Below are 20,651 nucleotides of genomic sequence, written 5' to 3'. Positions count from 1 at the left end.
TCCGTCACCGCATCTGCAAGGAGCCCGTCATGCTCGCTTTGTTCAAAGGCTTGGGATTGTTGCTCGAGGACAACGCGCTGCACCAGCGCTCGTTTCCCGAACAGGTCGCGCACTGGCAGCACAAGAGCGAGGCGCAGATCCGCGAAGAGGTGGCCTTGCTGGCCAAGGCCAAGCAGCAGTGGCTGGTGGCCTCGATCATCGGCTGGCAGGCGATCTCGCTGATCCTGCTCGGCGTGATCACCGCGCAGCTGTGGCAGCACGACTACCACCTGACCTTCTCGCGCATCGTCATCGTGGTCACCTCGTGGGTGGCGATCCTGTTCGTGATCTGGTTCATCGCCAACATGTTCGACCGCACCGCCGGTTTCGAGCGCTGGCTCACCGCGTTCAACAGCCGCGAGCCGCTCTCCGCCGATGCCGATACCGTGGAATGCGTGGCCGATGCATTGAACATGGCGCGCAAGTACCCGGAGATCCTCGCCTACAAGCGCGAAGTGGTGAGCAACCGCGAACTGCGCCACGAGGACATCCGGATCATGCGCGAGATGGGCCGTATCCGCCTGCATGCCGAACTGGTCGCCTCGCTGATCCAGTTCGAAGGCACGCCGCCCGGCGGCCAGCCCGGCGTGTTCCGCGTCGCCGGCTAAGCGCGCCGCCCGCCCGAGCGACGCCACCGTCCGAACGGCGGCACAACGCCGCAAAGCGACCGCACCGGCGGTCGCTTTGCGTTTGTGGAGACCACGTGGCACGCGCTGTGCGCCGACGCTGCGATGCCGGCACAGCGCGGGTGCGGCACACCGAGTGCGCAGGCGCACCGCACACCGGGCACCGGGCACGCCGCCGTGCCGCTGCCACGGGCATTCCCAAGGCCGCCCTCGCGAAATATAATCATTCTCGATTAGAACTTTCGCCCCACGGTCTCGATGACACTGCATCCCCTCTCGTGCGCCTGCCTGCTGGGCATGGCGCTATGTCTGCCTGCGCACGCCGCCACCGCCGACACCGCCACTGACGCCGACGGCGATGCCGCACAGGCGACCGCCCTGCCCACCGTGCAGGTGCGCGCCGACGCCCAGAGCGGCTTCCGTGCCACCGGACCGGTGCAGGCCGACAAGTCCGATGCGCCGCTGGCGCAGACGCCGTTCTCGATCACCGTGGTACCGCGCGCGCTGCTGGACAGCCAGCAGGCGCTGAGCCTGTCCGACGCGCTGCACAACGTCTCCGGCGTGGTCGCCAACACCTACGGCCGACGCGGCTGGGACGACCTGATCATCCGCGGCCAGACCGCCTCCGACGCGCTGTTCGTAGACGGCCTGCGCACCGCCGACAGCAACCGCGTGGCCGAGCAATTGTTCGGCGTGCAGCAGGTGGAGGTGCTGAAGGGACCGGCCTCGCTGCTGTACGGGCAGGTGCTGCCGGGCGGCCTGGTCAACCTGATCAGCAAGCGCCCCGGCGCCGAACCGATGCGGCGGGTCGACCTGGGCGTGGGCAGCGACGGCCTGCGCCAGGGTAGCGTGGATCTCAACCAGCCGCTGTCGGCCGATGGCAAGGTGGCCTTGCGCCTCAACGCGCTGGCGATGAACAGCGACGACCCGACCGACCACGTGTACTTCCGCAGCCGCTGGATCGCCCCGGCGCTGTCGCTGGACCTGGGCCCGCGCACCGATTTCGTGCTGCTGACCAGCTACCAGGAGCGCGACTACATCCGCCAGCAGGGCCTGCCCTGGGAAGGCAGCGCCGAACCCAACCGCAATGGCCGCATCGACCGTGCGCTGTTCACCGGCGAACCCGGGCAGCGGCCGTACCACAGCCACCAGAGCCGGATCGGCTACGTGCTCGATCACCGCTTCGACAACGGCTGGAGCCTGCACCACGCCGCACGCTGGCAGAGCTTCGGCCTGGACGGTTTCCTGATCGCCAACAACGGCCTGGCCGCCAACCTGCGCACCCTGCGCCGTACCGCCACCCAGCAACAGTTCGACGGGCGCACCTGGGTGCAGGACACCTACCTGCAGGGCGGCTTCGCCACCGGCACCTGGCAGCACACCGTCACCGCCGGCCTGGACGCGTTCAAGACCTGGGAATGGAACGTGCAGTCGACCTGCCGCGTCGGCAATCTCGACGTGTACGCGCCGGTCTACGGCAGCGCCGTGGTCTGCCCGGCCCGACCCACCCGCGACAACCTCAGCGTGGTGACCTCGGGCGGCCTGTACCTGCGCGACCGCATCCAGTTCGCGCCCGACTGGCAGTTGTTGCTCGGCCTGCGCCACGACCGCAGCCGCAACCGCAGCGAGGACCACCTGGCCGGCAGCGACACGCGCAACGACAACAGCGCGACCACGGGCTCGGCCGCGCTGATGTTCGACGCCGGTGGCGGCCTGCGCCCGTATGTCAGCGTCGCCACCTCGTTCTATCCCAACGTCGGCACCGATGCGCAAGGCGCGCAGTTCGATCCCGAGCGCGGGCGCCAGGTGGAACTGGGCGTCAAGATGGAAGTGGGCAGCGGCACCAGCCTGAGCATGGCGCTGTACGACCTGCGCCGGCGCAACGTGCTGCAGACCGACCCGCTCAACGACGGCTACAGCATCGCCGTGGGCGAGCAACGCAGCCGCGGCCTGGAACTCAATGCCGCCGCCGACCTGGGCAACGGGCTGAGCCTGTTCGGCGGCTACGCCTACACCGATGCGGTGGTCACCGACGACGGCGGCCAACGCGTCAGCAGCGTCGGCAGCCGCCTGAACAACGTGCCGCGGCACAGCGGTTCGCTGTGGCTGCAGTACGCCGCCCACGGCGCGGCCGACGGCTGGAGCGTCAGCGGCGGCGCCCGCGCCGAAGGCGAGAAGACCGCCTACGGCCACCGCATCCCCGGCTACCTGGTGTTCGATGCCGGCCTGGGCTACCGCCAGGGCCATTGGCGCTATGCGCTGAACCTGAAGAACGCCTTCGACCGCGACTACTTCACCGGCGGCCTGCAGCGCGCGGTGGCCCTGGGCGATCCGCGCACGTTGCTGTTCTCGGTGGGCGTGGATTACTGAGTGGACGCGCGTCGTTCCGCACGACGCGACACCGTTCGTACCATGTGGCGCCGGATTGCGGGACAGCCTCCTGTGGGAGCGACTTCAGTCGCGACGCGAGACGTCATCCCGCAGTTCCGTTGCCGATGCGTCGGGACTGAAGTCCCTCCCACAACAGCAACGATCGGATCACTGCATCAATGATGCAATGACTGATTCGGCAACGCGATGCGGCACATCGGCTGACATCGGATCAAGGGTCGCGGCTGAAGCCGCTCCTACGATGTCCAGTGTCGGATCGCAGCGAGGCGCCCTGTAGGAGCGGCTTCAGCCGCGACGCGGGGCGCCAATCCGCTAGTCCGTTGCAGCCACGTCGGGACTGAAGTCCCTCCAACAACAATCGCGGTCGTCGCGACGTCGCTGGACGCAGCGGGCTGTCGTATCAACCTGCCCTTGCCTATCGCCTCTCACTCGCGCCCGCACGCCGAGGCCGCGGCATCCGACACCACGCACTGCCGGAAATCGCGCGGCAGCCCGGCGATCTCGCGACGCTGGCCGACCGGGAGGTCGAACGCCTGCAGCACGCGCGGGTGACAGGCAGCGTCGTCGCCGCCGCGCGCCGGCTGCGGTGCCGTGCAGGCGGTATAGACCTGGTAGTGGCAGCGCCCGCTGCGGCTGTCGATGCAGCGGAACGTGGTCAGGCTACCGCGATAGGTGGTGCGACTGAACAGCAGCGGCACGCCATCTTCGCTGGCCTGCACCACGGTCTCGCGACGGGCGCCGACGGACAGATCGAGATCGGCATGCCCATGGCAGCCGAGCAGGCCAAGCAGGCACGACCACAGCAAGGAGAGCAGACGCATGGCGGAGGTTCCTTGTTCCAGTGCGAAGCGGAAGGCGATGCCGCGGCTACATGCCGCGGAACAGGCTCATGTACGGCTGGCTGACGGTCAGCACTTCGTCGCGGTGGCGCAGCTTCAGCCGGCCCTTGCCGGTGTCGTCGCGCACCACCGAGGCCACCGCCTTGAGGTTGACGATGGTGGAGCGGTGGATCTGCCGGAATGCGGCCGGATCGAGCACGTCCAGCAACTCGCGCAAGGAGGTGCGCAGCACCGCCTCGCCATCGCGGGTGAGCACCGTGGTGTACTTGCTGTCGGCCTGGAAATACAGCACGTCGTCGAGCAGGATCAGCCGCGTCTCGCGTCCGCTGCTGGCGGTGACCCAGGCCAGTGGCGGCGGCGCCGACGGCGCGGCGGGGCGCTGCTGCAGGCGCTGCAGCAGCGCGTCGAGCACCGCCGGATCCGGCCCTTGCGCCGCGCGGGCCTGCAACCGCTGCACCGTGGCCTGCAGGCGCTCGCGCACGATCGGCTTGAGCAGGTAGTCCACTGCCCCGTGTTCGAACGCATCGATGGCGTACTGGTCGTAGGCGGTGACGAACACCACCTGCGTGTGCGGGCTCAGTTCGCCCAGCGCGCGCGCCACCTCGATGCCGCTCAGCCCGGGCATGCGGATGTCCAGGAACGCCACCTGCGGGCGCAGCTCGGCCAGCCGCTCCAGCGCGCTGGCGCCGTCCTCGCACTCGGCGACGATGCGCAGCTGCGGCCACACCTCGCCCAGCAGCGCGACCAGCGCGTCGCGCAGCAGGGCTTCGTCCTCGGCGACGATCGCGTCAATCATGCGGCACTCCCATGGTGGCCGGCGCCGGCAACGGTGGCGGTGACGGTGTCGCCGCCATCGGCCACGGCAGAGTGATGGTGGCGGCCACGCCGCTGGGAAAATTGGAGACGATGGCGAAGCTCGCCGCGCCGGCATAGGTCAGGCGCAGCCGTTCGCGCAGGTTCTTCAGGCCGATGCCGGTGCCGCTGGACTGGGTGTTGAAGCCCAGGCCGTCGTCGGCCACGGTCAGGGTGACGTGGTCGTCGGCCGCGCGCGCCAGGATCCAGATGGTGCCGCCGCCCGGCTTGGGCTCCAGGCCGTGCTTGATCGCATTCTCCACCAGCGTCTGCAGCATCATCGACGGCAGCGGCAGCGTCTTCATCGCTTCCGGCACCTGCAGCTCCAATTGCAGGCGCGCGCCCATGCGGATGCGCAGGATCTCCAGGTAGGCCTGGGTCCGCTCGAGCTCGGCGCCGAGCGAGCTCATCGCGTCCTCGGCGCTGGGCAGCGAGCGCCGCAGGTACTGGATCAGGTAGCCCAGCATCAGGTCGGCGCGCGGCGGATCGGTGCGCGCCAGCACCTGCGCGCTGGCCAGGGTGTTGTAGAGGAAATGCGGCTCGACCTGCGCGTGCAGCAGGTTCAGCCGCGCCACGGTCAGCTCCTGCGCGGTGGCGGCCCGCGCGGCGGCGGCCTGCTCGTCGCGGCGCAGCTCGGCCACGCGCCGCGCCAGCGCCCGGCCCAGCGCCTCGGCGTTCTCGTAGTTGCTGCCTTCGTCGACCGCGAACAGGTCGATCCAGGCGCTGGCGTCCGGCTCCAGCAGCAGGGTCAGGCTGCTGGTGCCGGTGCCCGGGGTCACCGTCGCCAGTATCTGGTTGCGCTTGACCGCAAAGCGCGCGGCCAGGTTCCAGCGCGACGGCGGGCGGCCGTTGTACGGATCGATGCGGCGTACCTTGGCGCGTACCTGCAGGCTGTCCAGCGTGCTTTCGACCTCCTCCACCCGCGGCAGCTCGCGCACCGCCGCATCCAGCAGCGCGAACGCCTCGCGGGTGTCCAGCGGAATCTCGATCTGGCGCCGCTGGCGGCTGGCCAGGGTGCCCCAGTCCAGGCGCCCGGCGATCAGCCAGACCTTGCGCAGATGGGTGATGCCGGCGATCAGCGCCGACAGCATCAACAGCATCGCCAGCAGGCCGAACAGCCAGCCCGGCCCGGAATTCATGCCGTAGAACAACCCGGCCCAGACGAAGGCGGCGACGACCACCGCCACTGCCCAGGCGCACAACAGGCGAACGAGGAAGAACAGGCTGGCGAGCATGGCGGCCGGGATTGGATGAGGTGCCGGCGAGCATAGCGGCCGAGCCACACAGCGCCAGCCCGTCGCGATGAAACCTGGGAAACGCGGAGTCGAGGCCGCAATCCGCGGCACCAATCGATAGCGGCCACGACGCGGCAACCGGTGCCCGCGCATTGCCGGCATGGCCTTGGCGCGGCGCGCAGCCTCGCCAATCGGAGCGGTAACCGCCCGCGTGTCGACAGGTGTCCGGACGCTGCCTCGCAGGCAGTGCAAGACACTGGCGCACGCCGCCACGTCCCGCCGCCAACCAAGGTGTCTCACCGTCCGGGCTGCGCACGTTCTAGACTCTGCGACTGACCAGCAGGAGCCAGGATGCGCCGGCCCTCCATCCCATGCAGCCACATGCCGACGCTCGCCCCGCGCGGGGCCTCGTCGACGGGCGTGCCCTGCCCGGCCGCCGCACTCGCACAGGACCGGCGCCGTGCCGCGTTGCCTGCTGCACCTCGCACGCCATCGTTGTAACGCCGATGCATGTGATCCTGGCGACGGAGTCGATCCGGTATCCGCTGACCGGCGTCGGCCGCTACACGCAGGAACTGGCCACACAGTTGGCGGCCTTGCCGCAGATCGATTCGCTGCGCTTCCTGCACGGCCGGCGCCTGCGCAACGACCTGCCGGCACCGGGACCGGCACCCACGCTGGCACCGTGGCTGCGCGACCGACTGTCGGGCATCCAGCCGGCCGTCGACATCTACCGGCGGATAAACAACGCAGCCAAGGCGCGCGCGCTGCGCGGACAGGCGCCAGCCCTGTTCCATGGCTGCAACTACTACCTGCCGGCGTTCGACGGACCCTGCGTCGCCACCTTCCACGACGTCTCGATCTATCGCTGGGCCGAGTGCCATCGTGCCGACCGGGTGCGCTACATGCGCAAGGAACTCGCGCTTTCCCTGCGACGCGCGCAGCTGATCCTGACTGTTTCAGAATTCTCGCGGCGCGAGATCGCCACGCAATTCGACTGGCCCCTGGCGCGCATCCGCGCCATCCCACTGGCCGGCAATGCGGCCTTCCGCCCGCACCGCGCGGAGGAGTTGCAGCCGCCGCTGCAGGCGCTTGGCCTGCAGGCCGATGGCTATACGTTGTTCCTGGGGACGATCGAGCCGCGCAAGAATCTGCAGATGCTGCTGCAGGCCTATGCGGCGCTGCCGGCGGCACTGCGCACGCGCTGGCCGCTGGTGGTGGCCGGCCATCCGGGCTGGCACAGCGAGGCGCTGCACCGGCATATGGCGCAGGCGCAACGCGACGGCTGGCTGCGCTACCTGGGCTACGTGGAGGAGGCCAGGCTGCCGGCGCTGGTCGCCGGCGCACGGTTGTTCGTGTTCCCGTCGCTCTACGAGGGGTTCGGCCTGCCGGTGCTGGAGGCGATGGGCAGCGGCACGCCGGTGCTGTGTTCCAATGCCGCGGCGCTGCCCGAGGTCGCCGGCGACGCGGCCGCGTTGTTCGATCCCGGCGATGTGGACGGTCTGGTCGGCTTGCTCGCGCGCGGGCTGGACGATGCGGCATGGCGCGCGACGCTGAGCGCGGCCGGGCGCCGTCGTGCTGCGCAGTTCGATTGGCGCACCTGCGCCGAGCGCACTGCCGACGCCTACCGCGACGCGATGCGCGCATGAACCACGGATTCCCGGGCTGATGCGCGTCCTGCATGTCTACAAGACCGCCCTGCCCGACTCCATCGGCGGGATCGAGCGGGTGGTGCATACGCTGGCGCAGCAGGCGCAAGCGCGCGGCGTGGACAGCGAGGTGCTGGCACTGTGCAGCGATGCCACGCAGGCCGGCACCCGGATCCATGACGGCTATACGCTGCATCGGCTGCAGCGCCTCGCCGAGTTCGCCTCCATGCCGGTCTCGCTCGGCCTGGTGCGGCGCTACGCGCAACTGGCGCGCCGCGCCGACCTGATCCATTACCACTTCCCGTGGCCGTTCATGGATGCCCTGCATTTCGCCGCATCGGCAGGCACGCCCGCGGTGCTCACCTATCACTCGGACATCGTACGGCAGCGGCAGCTGCTGCGCCTGTACCGGCCGCTGCAGCGGCGCTTCCTGCGCAGCGTCGACCGCATCGTCGCCACCTCGCCGAACTACCTGGCCAGCAGCACGGTCCTGGCGGAATGCCGCGGCAAGGTCAGCGTCATTCCCATTGGCCTGGATGCGGCGCCGCAACATGCGGCATCGGCGCAGCGAATGCAGGCCTGGCGCACGCGCCTGGGTCAGCGCTTCCTGCTGTTCGTCGGGGTACTGCGCTACTACAAGGGCGTGCGCTTTCTGCTTGAGGCCGCGCAAGGGCTGCAGATCCCGATCGCGATCGTCGGCGATGGCCCGGAAGCGCCCGCGTTGCGCGCGCAGGCGCAGGCGCTGGGCCTGTCCCACGTGCATTTTCTCGGCGCGGTGGACGAGGCCGACAAGCACGCCCTGCTCGCCGCCTGCGACGCGCTGGTGTTCCCCTCGCATCTGCGCTCCGAAGCCTTCGGCATTTCCCTGCTGGAGGCGGCCATGCATGCCAAGCCGATGATTTCCTGCGAGATCGGCACCGGTACCAGCTTCGTCAACGTCGATGGCGAAACCGGCCTGGTGGTGCCGCCGGCCGATCCGGTGGCCTTGCGCGACGCGATGCGCTATCTATGGGACCATCCACACATCGCCGCGGCCTTCGGGGGACGCGCGGAAGCGCGATATCGGCGGTTGTTCACCGCGGACGGCATGATCGACGCCTATCTGGCGCTTTATCGCAGTGTCTGCGGAACGCGCAGGGAGGCAGACAGGGAATGGGGATGAGGAACACCTTGGCGACGCACGGAGACACGGCAATGCGGGCGCGCAGCGCGCGGAGCGAACGCGCATGAGACTGCTGGGCAAGCCACTGCCGCGGACGGCGGCAGCGGGCATGGTCGGCGATGCGATGGCGCTGGCGGCGACGCTGCTGAAGGTGGCCGATGCCGCGGTGGTGGTCGCTAGCGGCCTGCTGGCCTATGCCGTCCGCGTGGGCCAGGCAAACCTGCCCGAGGCGCCACGTTACCCGTATGCCCTGCTGGCCGGCGCCACGCTGACGCTGCTGGTGTTCTCGCAATTGGCGCTGTACCGCAGCTGGCGCCTGGCGCTTCCGACGATGATGCTGGGCCGGTTGCTGCTCGGCTGGGGCGTGGTGCTGGGCGTGCTCGCGTCGCTGAGCTTCCTGAGCAAGACCGGCCCCAGCTTCTCGCGCTTGTGGTTCCTGTACTGGGCGGTGATCGGCGCAGTCGGCCTGATCGGCGTGCGCCTGGCCGCGGACCGGCTGCTGCGCTGGCTGCACCGGCACGGCGTGGGCACGCGCCGAATCGCGGTGCTGGGCCCGCTGGAACGGGTCGAGCAGGTCGGCGCACGGATCTGCCAGGGGCCGTGGTCGGGGCTGCAGTGGGTGCCGTCGCCAGCGGCGATCCGCAGCGGCGACCTCGCCGCGCTACCGCAATGGCTGGATCTGCACGGCATCGCGGAAGTGTGGCTGACCTGGCCGATGCGCGAGGAGGCGCTGATCCGCGAGAGCATGCGCCAGCTCGACGCCAGCAGCGTGGACGTGCGCTGGGTCCCGGACATCTTCGCCTTCGGCATGATCCACCACGGCATCGCCGAAGTGGCGGGAATGCCGCTGCTGGAGCTGTCGGTGCGGCCGCTGTCGCGCACCGCGCACTGGCTCAAGGACATCACCGACAAGCTGCTGGCCGCGCTGATCCTGCTGCTGAGCACCCCGCTGCTGCTGGCGCTGGCGCTGGGTGTCAAGCTGTCCGGGCCGGGACCGGTGCTGTTCCGGCAGACGCGGCACGGCTGGGACGGGCAACCATTCGAACTGTGGAAATTCCGCAGCATGCGCGTGCACGACGCCGTCGAGGCCGCGCCGCAGACGCCGCGCGGCGACCCGCGGGTGACACGGTTCGGCGCCTTCATGCGCCGCACCAGCCTGGACGAGCTGCCGCAGTTCTTCAATGTGCTGCAAGGGCGCATGTCCATCGTCGGGCCGCGTCCGCACGCGCTGGCGCACAACGCGCAGTACCAGGATCTGGTGCCGAACTACCTGCAACGCCACCGGGTCAAGCCCGGCATCACCGGCTGGGCGCAGGTGAACGGCTTGCGTGGCGAGACCGATACGGTGGAGAAGATGCGCAAGCGCATCGACTACGACCTGTACTACATCCAGCACTGGTCGTTGTGGCTGGACCTGAGCATCATCGCGCAGACCTGCGTGATCGTGCTGTTCGACCGCGACGCGTATTGACCGCAGGACCTGGGGAGTCCGAATCCGATGCATATCAGCTACGTTCTCGGCACCCGCCCTGAGATCATCAAACTGGCCTCGCTGATCGCCGCCAGCGTGCGCGATGGCCTGCGCTTCTCGATCGTGCATACCAACCAGCACTACGCCGAAACGATGGACCGCGTCTTCTTCGACGAACTGGAGCTGCCGCGCGCCCACTACAATCTCGGGGTCGGCTCGGCGTCGCATGCCACCCAGATCGGCCACATGCTGTGCGGCATCGAACCGGTGCTGGAACGCACCCGGCCGGACGTGGTGGTGGTGCAGGGCGATACCAACAGCGCGCTGGCCGGCGCCATGGCCGCCAACAAGCTCGGCATCGCGGTGGCGCACGTGGAGGCGGGCCTGCGCAGCCGCGATCGCAGCATGCCGGAGGAAGTGAACCGGATCCTGATCGACCACATGTCCGATCACCTGTTCTGCCCGACCATGTTGCAAGCACAGATCCTGCACGAGGAAGGCCTGGCGCCGGCGAGCATCCGCGTCACCGGCAACACCGTGGCGGATGCGACCCTGGCGCACGCGCGCACCGCGCTACGGCGGTCGGACATCCTGCAGCGGCTGGGGCTGCGCGAGGGCGCCTACCACCTGCTGACCTGCCACCGGCGTTCCAACACCGACGATCCGCAGCATTTCGCTGCGCTGATGCAGGCGGTGGCCGCGATCTCCGAGGATGCCGGCGTACCGTTGATCTTCCCGATGCATCCGCGCCTGGCGAGCATGGGCAATTCCGCCTCGGCGCGGCATCGCTGTCTGCGCGCGATCGGGCCGGTCGGCTATCTGGACATGCTGGCGCTGCAGCAGGGCGCGTCGCTGATCATGACCGACAGCGGCGGCATCCAGGAAGAAGCCTGCATCCTGCAGCGCAAGTGCCTGGTGCTGCGCACCAACACCGAGCGGCCGGAGACCCTGCAGGTCGGCGGCGCCGAGTTGCCCCTGAGCCTGGACACGCGCGGCTTGCGCACGGCGGCCGACACGCTGCTGAAGCGCACGGTGGCCTGGCACAATCCGTTCGGCGACGGCCATGCCTACCGGAACATCCTGGGTGCGCTGCTGGGCACCGCGGTCGAGCAGCGCGCGCCGCAGCGCCTGCGTCACGCCTGATCGGTACGCCCATGGGACTGCGCGCACAGGCCGACTATAACGATCCGCGTTCGCTCAGCGCGCGCTTGCGTGCGCGGCGATTGCAGCGCTTCATGCAGATGGTGTCCGAATGCCATAGCCGGCAGGGCGAGTGCAGGGTGATCGATGTCGGCGGCACACTCGCCTACTGGGCCCATGTCCCGGACACGTTCTTCGCCCAGCACCGTTGCAGCGTCACCATGGTCAACCTCGAACCGAACCACACCCACGCACCACGTCCGCACCTGCGCGAACACCATGGGGATGGCTGTGCCCTGGACTTCGCCGACAACGCCTTCGACATCGCCCATTCCAATTCGGTCATCGAGCACGTCGGAGATGCCGTGCGCACGCAGGCCTTCGCTGCCGAGATTCGGCGCGTAGCGCCATGGCACTACGTACAGACACCGAACTACTGGTTCCCGGTCGAGCCGCACTATCTGGCACCGGGCGTCCAATTCCTTCCCTATGCATGGCAGGCCGAACTGCTGTACCGGATCCCGCTGGGCCGGATCGATCGGCCGCAGACGCGGGCACAGGCGCGCGCGTTCGTGGAGGACATCCGCCTGCTGACGCGTGCCGAGCTGGCGCGTCTGTTCCCGGACAGCACCCTGGTCGGCGAGCGGCTGTGTGGACTCACCAAATCGTGGATCGCGGTGCGCCGCTGAGCGATGGTCACACGGTGCCGTTGCGTACGGGCAAGCGGGCATACAGAACGGCTATCGCCAGTGCTGCATGCAGCGAGAATGCATAGAACGGCAGATAGAAGTCGAACACGCCCAGACCCAGCAGCAATAGCAGCCAGGTCACCGCCCAGCCGCGCACGCTAGCGCTACGCAGCAGCGGCGCCCACAGCGCATACAGCAGTCCCAGGCACGCCAGCAGCCCGCACAGCCCGGTTTCCGACAGCACCGCCAGCAGCAGGTTGTGTGCATGCAGTTCGCCGCGGTCGAAGCGTCCTCCGGTGTAGTCCGGCACCAGGAACTGGAAGACCCCTGCACCCAGCCCGAACCACGGGTGGCTGCGCCAGGCCTCGAACGCGCCGGCCCACAGATAGGTACGCCCCAACGACACCGCGGTGAGCGTGCTTTCGTGCACCGCGCTGGTCATGTCCGCATAGCGCTGCCACAGCACGAAGCCGGCCAGCGCCGCCAAACCCAGCAGCGCGACCACGGCGGCGTTGCGGCGGACACGCGAAGCGCCGCGACGCGGCCACGCCCACCACAGCAGCAGCGCGCCGACCGGCAACAGCGGATTGCGCACCTGGGTCAGCGCCAGTGCCAGCACGGCGCCCAGCAACGCCATGGCCAGCGCGAAGCGCCCCAGCACACCGCTGCGCCAGCACTGCAGCACCAACGTGGCCACCACCACGGCGCTCGCCGCCAGCAGCGCCGGGTGTTCGTACATGCCGGAGATGCGCGGCAGATACTTGAAGCTGTCCTCGGCGTGGAAGGCCAACGACGCGCGCAGCGCCGGCGGCCAGTGCAGGCGCACCGCCAGCCCCAGCGCCAGGTTCCACCACAGTGCGATCAGCGCCGCCAGCGTGGCCGCACGCGGCCAGCGCGGGTAGGCGAGCGCGAGATTGAGCATGGCCCACAACGCCAGCAGGGCGGTGGCGTAGCGCACGGCGAACTTGAACGCCAGATCCGGATGCGCGGACGCCAGTACCGAGACGGCCAAGGCCGCCAAGCACGCCAGGATCGCCAGCAGCGGCCTGCGCAGAACCGCCGGCACGCCATGCCGCCACACCGCCCAGGCCGCGACCACCAGCACGAACGCGCGGATCGCCATCGAGCCCAGCGACAGGCCCACGCCGAAGTAGCGGCCAGTCAGCACCACCTGCTGCAGGCAGAACAGCAGATACACGCCCAGGCACACCGCGACCGCCAGCGGCTGCGGCGCACGCAGGCCGGCAGCGGATGCCGCCGTCGCCGGTTCGCTCATGCCGGCTCGCGGATCGCCGCGCGTGCGCGGTAGCGCCGGCTCAGGCGCGCACGCAGCAACAGCAGCAGATACAGGAAGTTGGTGCGGACGTAGCGCCAACCCAGGCGCCGCGGCTCCAGCGCAAGCCGGAACAGCCACTCCATGCCGAACCGCTGCATCAGCAGCGGCGCGCGCGGCAGCATGCCGGACAGCACATCGAACGATCCGCCCACGCCCATCGCCACCGCCACGCCCAGCTCGGGCCAGTGACGCTGCAGGAACAGTTCCTTCTTCGGCGAACTGATGCCGATGAACAGATAGCGTGCACCCGAAGCACGAATCGCCGCGACCACCTGCGCCACCCCGGCCTCGTCGAAGTAGCCGTCGCGGACGCCGACGATCTGCAATCCCGGTGCGGCCGCGCGCAGCCGCTCGGCCGCGGCCGCCACCACCGCCGGCCGCGCGCCCAACAGATACACGCCGTCGCCGGACTGCGCGGCCTGCACGCACAGGTCCTGCATCAGATCGATGCCGGCACGCCGCGGCGGCGGCTCCACGCCCACCCAGCGCAAGCCGATGCTGATGCCGCTGCCATCGATATGCACCAGTTCGGCCTCTTCCAGCGCCGCGCGCAACGGCGCTTGCGCGCGCGCATCGATCAGCTTGGCCACGTTCAGGCCCTCGATCCGCAGCGGCGCGCCACCGGCGGCCGCGGCCTGCGCGCGCTGCAGCAGCTCGGCGGGCGCAAGCAGATCCAGCGGGCAATCGAAGAAACGCAGGCGCGGCGGACTTGGGTTCAAGGGGCAGGCTCCTCGGGAATCAACGCATCGTACAGCGCCAGCACCTGCGGCCGGATGCCTTCCCAGGTGAAACCGGCGCGTACCGAGGCCACCACCTGTGGCGCGACGCGTTGTCGGCGCAGCGATGCAATCCGTGCCGCCAACGCGGGGACATCGCCCAGCGGATACAGCCCATCCTGCAAGCCCAACGGCTGCAGGATGGCGCGATTGCCGGGGATATCGCTGGCCAGCACCGGGCAACCGAGCAGCAGCATTTCGATCAGCACAGTCGGCATGCCTTCCACCGCCGACGGCAGCACGAACGCGTCGGCACGCGCGGCCATCGCCGCGACCTCGGTGTCGCCGACGAAGCCATGGAAGCGCACGCGTGCGGCCACGCCGTGCGCGTGGGCGCAGGCTTCCAACCGCGCGCGATCGGGTCCGCGCCCCACCAGATGCAGCACCGCCGCATCCATCCCCGGCTGCGCCAGCAGCGCGATCGCATCGTGCAGGCGTTTCACCGCATCCAGGCGGCCGACCGAGAGCAAGGCCGGCGCGCCCGCCAACGCGTCGGCCTCGACCGGGGCAGCCGGTAGCTCGGCAGCCAGTACCGCGTTGGGCAGCAGCAGCGCGCGCGTGGCTGGCATCCGCCGTTCCTGCAGATAGCCGTGCCAGTAAGCCGACAGCAGCACCACGCGATCGGCCCCGTGCAGCAACGGACGTTCCACCAGCGCATCCCAGACGCGTTTGCGCAGGCGCTTGCCCAGATTGGGCGCATCGTCGTAGTAGCAGTGCGGCGTGTACACCACACGCTTGCCGCGACAGCGCGCCAGCAGTGCAGCCAGCGCCGCGATCGGTGTGCGCGCGCCGTGCACGTGCACGACGTCGGCCCAGCCGATCTGCGGCCACAAGCCTGCCGCGGCGACGCGAACGGTGGCGTAGTCGGGCCTTCCCGGATCTTCCGCCGCCGGCGCCGCCACCCGCACCGCGTGTCCCGCCTGCGCTGCCAGCATCGCCAGGCCATGGATGTGCCGGGCCACGCCGCCGCCGCCACGCAGCGGCGCGAAATCCTTGTATACGTGCAGGACCCGCATGGCTCAGGCCTCCGCCGCAGCGCCCGGCGCCGGCAGCGCAGCGTCGCGCGCCTGGCGTGGACGCGCGCGCATCCGGCACTGCCGCAGCACGCCGCCAAGCAACAGCCAGAAGCCGCCAGCACCGGACACGGTCAAAGCGTTGTCCGAGGACACCAGGGTGGTCGTCATGCCGCACAGCAGCCAGAAGGTGGCCAGCGCCAGGCGGTCGTCGTCCTGGCGATAGGCGCGCCACAGGACCCGCAGGCACCAGCCGATGAAGCCCAGGAACAGCAACGCCGCCGGCACGCCCATCTGGTAGGCGATGCTGAACACGGCGCCTTCGCCGCCACCGAGATCGGTCAGTCCCTGGCGTGCGGCGATCGCGCCCTGGCGTCCCAGTCCGCCGCCGAACAGCGCGACCTGATGCAGGTCGGCCAGATTGCGCTGCAGCGCCCACCAGTGGCCGATGGTGGACCCGTCGCGAAAGTTCACCGACATCACCACGATGCCGTAGGACGCCACGACGATGGCCAAGCCCACCGCACCGGCCAGCACGATCCGCGCCGACGCCGAACGCACCAGGCCGCGCCCGGTCAGCAGATAGCCGAGTACGGCGACGATGCCGGCCAGCATCGCGCCGCGGGTGCCGGACATCCAGATCCCTGCGAACAAGCCGGCACAGGCCAGCAATGCCCGCCACGGCCAGCGCCGCTGCCACAGCGCCAATGCCGCCAGCGCAGCGGTCACCAGGAACTGCCCCTGTGCCAACGGCGCGGCGAGCAAGCCGCCTGCGCGGCGCGCATAGTCTTCGCCGCCGACGAAATTCCACGGCAGCCCGGTCTCCGGTTCGGTGTCTTGCGGCATCACGCCCTTGACCTGTTGCAGGTACTCCGGCAAGCGCACCTGCTTGACCCAGAAGTCGGTGTGGGTCAGATCCCAGACGCCGAACAGCGCGCTGGCCACGCCCAGCCAGACCAGGGCGCGCGTGGCGGCCCGCAGGTCCCGCGGCTGCGGCATGGCGCCGTAACCGGCCAGCAGGAACAGGATCGGGACCATCACCACGCCGAACGATCCCACGACGATGCCGGCCGGCAGCCCATGCGCATAGCCGAGCGGCGCGTACGCTGCCGCCAGCGCACCGAACACCAGCACCGACAGCAGCATCGGCCGCGGCATGCGCACGGTCAGCAGGCACAGCGCGGCCAGCCCCAGCACCGTGGCATCGCGCAGCGGCCGCAGCCAGGTCGCCTGCGGCATCGCGCCGCCGGCGTACAGCCAGGCCACCAGCAGATCGCCAAGATGGATCCACAGGATCAGCAGCACCACCCCCAGCCGCCTCACGCCATCGCTCCCAGGCGCTGCGGCCAGTGCGGGTCGCTGGCGAAGGTCTGGCGCAGCCACTGTGCCTGCTGCGCGAGCAGGCGCCGGCGTGCCGAGGGGTCCGCGCACAGTTGGTCGATCAACGCGCACAGCGCGGATGCAGCGTCCACCTGCATCGGCGGACGCCCCACCGCCAGTGCGTCCAGCGAGGCCGTCGCCGGCCACGCCAGGCCGATCACGTAATGGCCGCGGCAAGCGGCCTGCAGCAAGGCGGTGGAGCAGAAACCGACCACGATCGCCGGCGCCGCGGCGGCGTCCAGCAGCACGTGCGGCGGAGGCCGGCAGCGGGTGGCCAGCGCAGGAGCGGCGTAAGGATGGCCACCGCGCACCTCCTCCGGGTGCAGCAGGATCTGCAGTCCGGGACTGTTGCGCTGCGCCAGCACCTGCGCCAGCGCCAGGAAGTCCGCCGCGAGCGGGCGCCCATAGATCGGTGTGTGCGTCTGCGACACCAGGCACAGCGCCGCCGGCAACGGTGCGTCGTCGGCACGCTCGGCCGTTGCATCGGTCGGCAGCAGCGCCGGGCCATAGCCGAGTGCCTGCAGAGCCACCCCATGCCGCGCGAACACCTGCGCGCTGCTCGGCCCCCACAGCAGATGCCGCTGTGCGCGTACCGGGAAGAACTCGTCGGTGGGCAGGCCATGCTGCACGCACACGCTGTGCCAGCCGGCGCCTGCGGCCTGTTGCGCAGCGACCGCATACAGGTCGAAGTCGTTGTGCAGCAGCAGCGTCGCCTCGTTGCGCTTGGCCAACGTACGCGCCCAGGCGCCGCGCCACAGGCGCTGCCGGAACACGCAGCAGCGCACCAGCCAGGGCGACACCGGTGGCGTGCCTGCAGCGGCCTGCCGCAATCGCCAGGCGCCGACGGCGTGGCGCCAGGCGGCCGCCGCCGGGCGTGCGGGCAGGTCGCCGGCGACGCGCCCGCGCAAGCGGGGATGGATCAGCACGCTGCAGGCGATACCGCGCTGCGCCAGATCGGCCACACACGGCGCCAACGCGCCCCAGCCGTTGGCGCCGGGCAACGTCGCCAGCGCCACCCAGGCGGCCAGCGGTGCCGGCGTGCGTGGCAGACGCCAGCACAGCCAGACATCGCGCACCGTCGCCAGCAATGCCCGAAACACCGCGGCGCGCCCGCGCCGGGCAAGGAAATAGAGTTCGTGGCGCGCCGCCGCGGCTTCCTCACCGTAGTGCGCATGCAGCGCCTGCTGGAAGTCAGCGAAGCGCATCGCCTGTCGCCTCCCGCACCTGCCGCCGTCCGCGCCAGCGTTGCACTTCGCCCGGCAAGCCGGGGCCGAATGCATGCACGATCATGCGCTTGAGCACACGCCGCACACGGTCGCGCAGACCCCAGCCCACACCATCCAGCCGCGCATCGAGCAGGTGCACTTCCTCGGCGCTGGCGGTCGCCAATGGGCTGGCGCAGGGATGCGGCGGCCGCTGCAGTTGCACCCACAGATTGTCGGCCAGCACGCCGCCGGCCGGATGCGCACCGCACTGCACCACCTCCAGCCCGGCGCTCAGCGCCAAGCGCTGCAGCATGGGGCCGGAGAAATAGCTCAAGTGCGCCGGTTGCACGTAATTGCGCGAGCGCCAGTCGCTCATCACATCCGGCACTTCGATCCAGGCGTGTCCGCCTGGCGCCAGGATCCGCGCCAGCGTCTGCAGGAAACCGCGCGGATCGGGTAGATGCTCCAGCACGTGGAACGCCACCACTGCGTCGACGCTGGCGTCCACCACCGCCTGCAGATCCGGCACGAACGCCACGCGCGCTTCGCCGAGCAGCCGTGCACGATGTTCCAGGTCGGGTTCGATCGCCCACAGCGCCAGGTCCGGACGCGCTGCCGCAGCGACGCCGAGGAAGGCACCGAAACCCGAGCCCATTTCCAGCAGCCGGGCACCGTTCGCCAGGTGCGGCGCGATCCACTGCAGCCGCCGCTGCGCGATCGGCCGATCGCCACGCCAGGCGAAGAAGCGCACTTCGCTGCGCCAGGGCGATTCGGCCGGGAACAGCCGCCGGTAGTCGTGCGCATAGAAGCGCGCCAAGGTGTCCTCGGTGAAGTCCGGCGCCAGATAGGCCAGCGCGCAATGCCCGCACCGGCGCAATTCCTGGCCGGTGTCGGCATAGACCTCTGGCCACACCGCGCGTTGCAGCGTGCTGGCGCCGCAACAACGGCAGACGCCCGCGTCGGCCGCCAGTTCCATCGGCACACGCCCTGGCCTAGCCATAGATGCTCCGGTACCACAGCGCCACGGAGACGGCGAACCACAGCGTGCTGTGCGCCTCGCCACGCTGCCACTGGCTGCGCAACGCCGCCAGGTCGAGAAATTCGCCCAGCTCCGGCGGCAATGTCGCCAGGAGCGGCTGCAGCGGCATGCGATCGACCAGGAACTGCTCGGCATGGCCGAACCCGGTGCTCTTGCGCTGGCCGACCAAGCGTTGCGGCAGGACGCCGGAAAACGCCTGCCGCAGCAGCGCCTTGCCGTGGTAATCGCCCATGCGCTGGTCCGCAGGCGTGGCCAGCGCACGTTCCACCACCCGGTAATCCAGGAACGGCGCGCGCACCTCCACGCCCGAGTGCATGCTGTTGCGATCGGTCATGCGCAGGATCATCGGCAGGTTGGTCGTCAGCACATCGGCGCGCAGGCGCGCCTGCACGTCGCCGCGGCGATCGGCCTGCAACACGGCCAGGCGCGGTGCCTGGTCGTGCCATAGCGCCGCCGACATGCTGGCCACGCTCGGCCGCTGCCGCCGCAGCAATGCCCCGAGCGGACCGGCCGGCAGATCCCAGGCCAGGCGGTTGAGCAGCAACCGCGGATCCACCGCGCCGCTGCCGAGCAGGCGCGCCAGGGTCGGCAGGCGCAGGCCGCGCAGCGCGCTGCGCGCGCTCAACGCCAGATACAGGCGGACGTAGCCGCCGAACAGTTCGTCGGCGCCCTCGCCGTTGAGCACGACCGTGTAGCCGGCGTCGCGGATCGCCCTGTACATGCGGAAGCTGGCCAAGATCGACGGCGTGCAGAACGGCTCCTCCTGCGCGCGCGCCAACTCCAGCAACTCGTCTTCGGCAGGGATCGCATGCGCGCGGTGCACGCGGTGGCGCGCCGCCTCGCCCCACTCGGCCATCAACCCGGACGCGGCAGCGACCTCGTCGAAGCGCGCCTGCTCGGCGTCGTGGTAACCGTAGGTGTAGGCACCGGCGAAGCAAGTGCGCGGCGCATGCGCGGCGCTCAGGCTGAGCCGGGTCAGGATCGCACTGTCCAGCCCGCCCGACAGCAGCGTCACCGTCGGCACGTCCGAGCGCAGGCGCAGGCGCGTGGCATCCTCCAGCAGCGCCCGCGTGGCGTCGTCATCGAGCGGTGCCGCCTCGCCCAGGAGCGGCCAGCGATGGTAGCGGTGGTGGCGGCTGTGGCCGTCCGCCGAGACGCGGTACAGCCAGCCGGGCGGCACCGCACGGATGCCTGCATAGAAGGTCTCGCCGCGATGGTCGGACAGGCCGGCGACGAGGAAATCGAAGATCGCACCGGGATTGGGCGGCGGATAGCCGCCCAACGCCGCGGCGATGGCGCGGATCTCGCTGGCCAACAGCAGTTGCCGGCCGTCGTGATGCAGGTACAACGGCTTCACCCCGAGCCGGTCGCGGCAGTAGATCAGGTCGCCGCTGGCCTGCTCCAGCAGCACGATCGCCCACATGCCGTTGCAGCGCGCGAACAGGTCGTCGCCCCAGGCGCGCCAGCCATGCAGCAGGACCTCGGTATCGCTGTCGGTGCGGAAGCGATGACCGAGCGCTTCCAGTTCGCGGCGCAGTTCCAGGAAGTTGTAGATCTCGCCGTTGAACACCACTGCGTTGCCGGTCTCGGCGCAGCGCATCGGCTGCGTCGCCGCCTCGCTCAGGTCGAGGATGGCCAGACGGCGGTGGCCCAGCGCGGTCGGCACCGGCTGCTGCATACACAGCAGGCCCTGTGCATCCGGCCCGCGCCGGGCCAACGCGGCCAGCGCGCGTTCGGCCTGCGCCTGCAGCGCGGCGCCGTCGCCGAAATTGCGCAACGCGACTATGCCGCACATGCGCGCCTCCTTGT

17 protein-coding genes are annotated in these 20,651 nt (G+C 70.0%); 7 read left to right on the top strand and 10 right to left on the bottom strand.

What is annotated here, in order from left to right:
• Positions 1-29: 29 nt before the first annotated feature.
• Both GGR71_RS17555 and GGR71_RS17550 read left to right on the top strand, forming a co-directional pair.
• A complete protein-coding gene (locus tag GGR71_RS17555; RefSeq protein ID WP_048492261.1) occupies positions 30-647 on the top strand; it encodes a hypothetical protein in 618 nt (205 codons plus the stop codon).
• A 276-nt stretch (positions 648-923) separates the two neighbouring features.
• The gene (locus GGR71_RS17550; RefSeq protein WP_160959659.1) at positions 924-3,035 is read left to right on the top strand and encodes a TonB-dependent receptor; all 2,112 of its coding nucleotides are present in this window, start codon (positions 924-926) and stop codon (positions 3,033-3,035) included.
• A gap of 446 nt (positions 3,036-3,481) precedes the next feature.
• On the opposite strand, the gene GGR71_RS17545 is transcribed toward GGR71_RS17550, so the two are convergent.
• The 3 genes from GGR71_RS17545 to GGR71_RS17535 are packed head-to-tail and all read right to left on the bottom strand — an operon-like array spanning position 3,482 to position 5,982.
• Positions 3,482-3,877 (bottom strand): hypothetical protein, encoded by a 396-nt coding sequence (locus tag GGR71_RS17545; RefSeq protein ID WP_160959656.1) that lies wholly within the window; start codon positions 3,875-3,877, stop codon positions 3,482-3,484.
• Positions 3,878-3,923: 46 nt separating this feature from the next.
• A complete protein-coding gene (locus GGR71_RS17540) occupies positions 3,924-4,691 on the bottom strand; it encodes a LytR/AlgR family response regulator transcription factor (RefSeq protein WP_160959654.1) in 768 nt (255 codons plus the stop codon).
• Positions 4,684-5,982, bottom strand: coding sequence for a sensor histidine kinase (locus GGR71_RS17535; protein WP_160959652.1), 1,299 nt, complete (start codon positions 5,980-5,982; stop codon positions 4,684-4,686). Before GGR71_RS17535 ends, GGR71_RS17540 begins: the two co-directional genes overlap by 8 nt.
• A gap of 506 nt (positions 5,983-6,488) precedes the next feature.
• Here GGR71_RS17535 and GGR71_RS17530 point away from each other — a divergent pair.
• From GGR71_RS17530 to GGR71_RS17510, 5 genes are all read left to right on the top strand, one after another.
• Complete coding sequence (locus tag GGR71_RS17530) at positions 6,489-7,631, top strand: glycosyltransferase family 4 protein (protein WP_160959649.1); 1,143 nt, start codon at positions 6,489-6,491, stop codon at positions 7,629-7,631.
• 19 nt (positions 7,632-7,650) lie between these two features.
• A complete protein-coding gene (locus tag GGR71_RS17525) occupies positions 7,651-8,793 on the top strand; it encodes a glycosyltransferase (RefSeq protein ID WP_160959646.1) in 1,143 nt (380 codons plus the stop codon).
• A 64-nt stretch (positions 8,794-8,857) separates the two neighbouring features.
• Positions 8,858-10,264 (top strand): undecaprenyl-phosphate glucose phosphotransferase, encoded by a 1,407-nt coding sequence (locus GGR71_RS17520; protein ID WP_237474352.1) that lies wholly within the window; start codon positions 8,858-8,860, stop codon positions 10,262-10,264.
• A gap of 27 nt (positions 10,265-10,291) precedes the next feature.
• On the top strand, positions 10,292-11,407 hold the full coding sequence (wecB, locus tag GGR71_RS17515) for a non-hydrolyzing UDP-N-acetylglucosamine 2-epimerase (protein WP_160959643.1): 1,116 nt from the start codon (positions 10,292-10,294) through the stop codon (positions 11,405-11,407).
• An 11-nt stretch (positions 11,408-11,418) separates the two neighbouring features.
• A complete protein-coding gene (locus GGR71_RS17510; RefSeq protein WP_202405031.1) occupies positions 11,419-12,093 on the top strand; it encodes a class I SAM-dependent methyltransferase in 675 nt (224 codons plus the stop codon).
• A gap of 7 nt (positions 12,094-12,100) precedes the next feature.
• On the opposite strand, the gene GGR71_RS17505 is transcribed toward GGR71_RS17510, so the two are convergent.
• From GGR71_RS17505 to asnB, 7 genes are read right to left on the bottom strand one after another with little or no spacing between them, the layout of a single operon-like run.
• Complete coding sequence (locus tag GGR71_RS17505; protein ID WP_160959641.1) at positions 12,101-13,369, bottom strand: O-antigen ligase family protein; 1,269 nt, start codon at positions 13,367-13,369, stop codon at positions 12,101-12,103.
• The gene (locus tag GGR71_RS17500; RefSeq protein ID WP_237474351.1) at positions 13,366-14,148 is read right to left on the bottom strand and encodes a WecB/TagA/CpsF family glycosyltransferase; all 783 of its coding nucleotides are present in this window, start codon (positions 14,146-14,148) and stop codon (positions 13,366-13,368) included. Before GGR71_RS17500 ends, GGR71_RS17505 begins: the two co-directional genes overlap by 4 nt.
• Entirely contained in the window at positions 14,145-15,221 is a 1,077-nt protein-coding gene (locus GGR71_RS17495) for a glycosyltransferase family 4 protein (protein ID WP_160959638.1), read from the bottom strand. The genes GGR71_RS17500 and GGR71_RS17495 overlap by 4 nt, the downstream gene beginning before the upstream one ends.
• A gap of 3 nt (positions 15,222-15,224) precedes the next feature.
• On the bottom strand, positions 15,225-16,541 hold the full coding sequence (locus tag GGR71_RS17490; RefSeq protein WP_343160810.1) for an O-antigen ligase family protein: 1,317 nt from the start codon (positions 16,539-16,541) through the stop codon (positions 15,225-15,227).
• On the bottom strand, positions 16,538-17,803 hold the full coding sequence (locus tag GGR71_RS17485; protein WP_160959635.1) for a hypothetical protein: 1,266 nt from the start codon (positions 17,801-17,803) through the stop codon (positions 16,538-16,540). Before GGR71_RS17485 ends, GGR71_RS17490 begins: the two co-directional genes overlap by 4 nt.
• The gene (locus GGR71_RS17480; protein WP_237474350.1) at positions 17,790-18,779 is read right to left on the bottom strand and encodes a class I SAM-dependent methyltransferase; all 990 of its coding nucleotides are present in this window, start codon (positions 18,777-18,779) and stop codon (positions 17,790-17,792) included. Before GGR71_RS17480 ends, GGR71_RS17485 begins: the two co-directional genes overlap by 14 nt.
• 16 nt (positions 18,780-18,795) lie before the next feature.
• Positions 18,796-20,637 carry an asparagine synthase (glutamine-hydrolyzing) gene (gene asnB / locus GGR71_RS17475; RefSeq protein WP_160959629.1) on the bottom strand — a complete coding sequence of 614 codons (1,842 nt, stop codon included), beginning with the start codon at positions 20,635-20,637 and terminating at the stop codon, positions 18,796-18,798.
• Positions 20,638-20,651: the final 14 nt, after the last annotated feature.

The sequence above is a fragment of the Xanthomonas sp. F1 genome (genome assembly GCF_014199855.1).
Note: the sequence above shows the minus strand (reverse complement) of the source record. Positions and strands in the feature narration are given on the sequence as shown.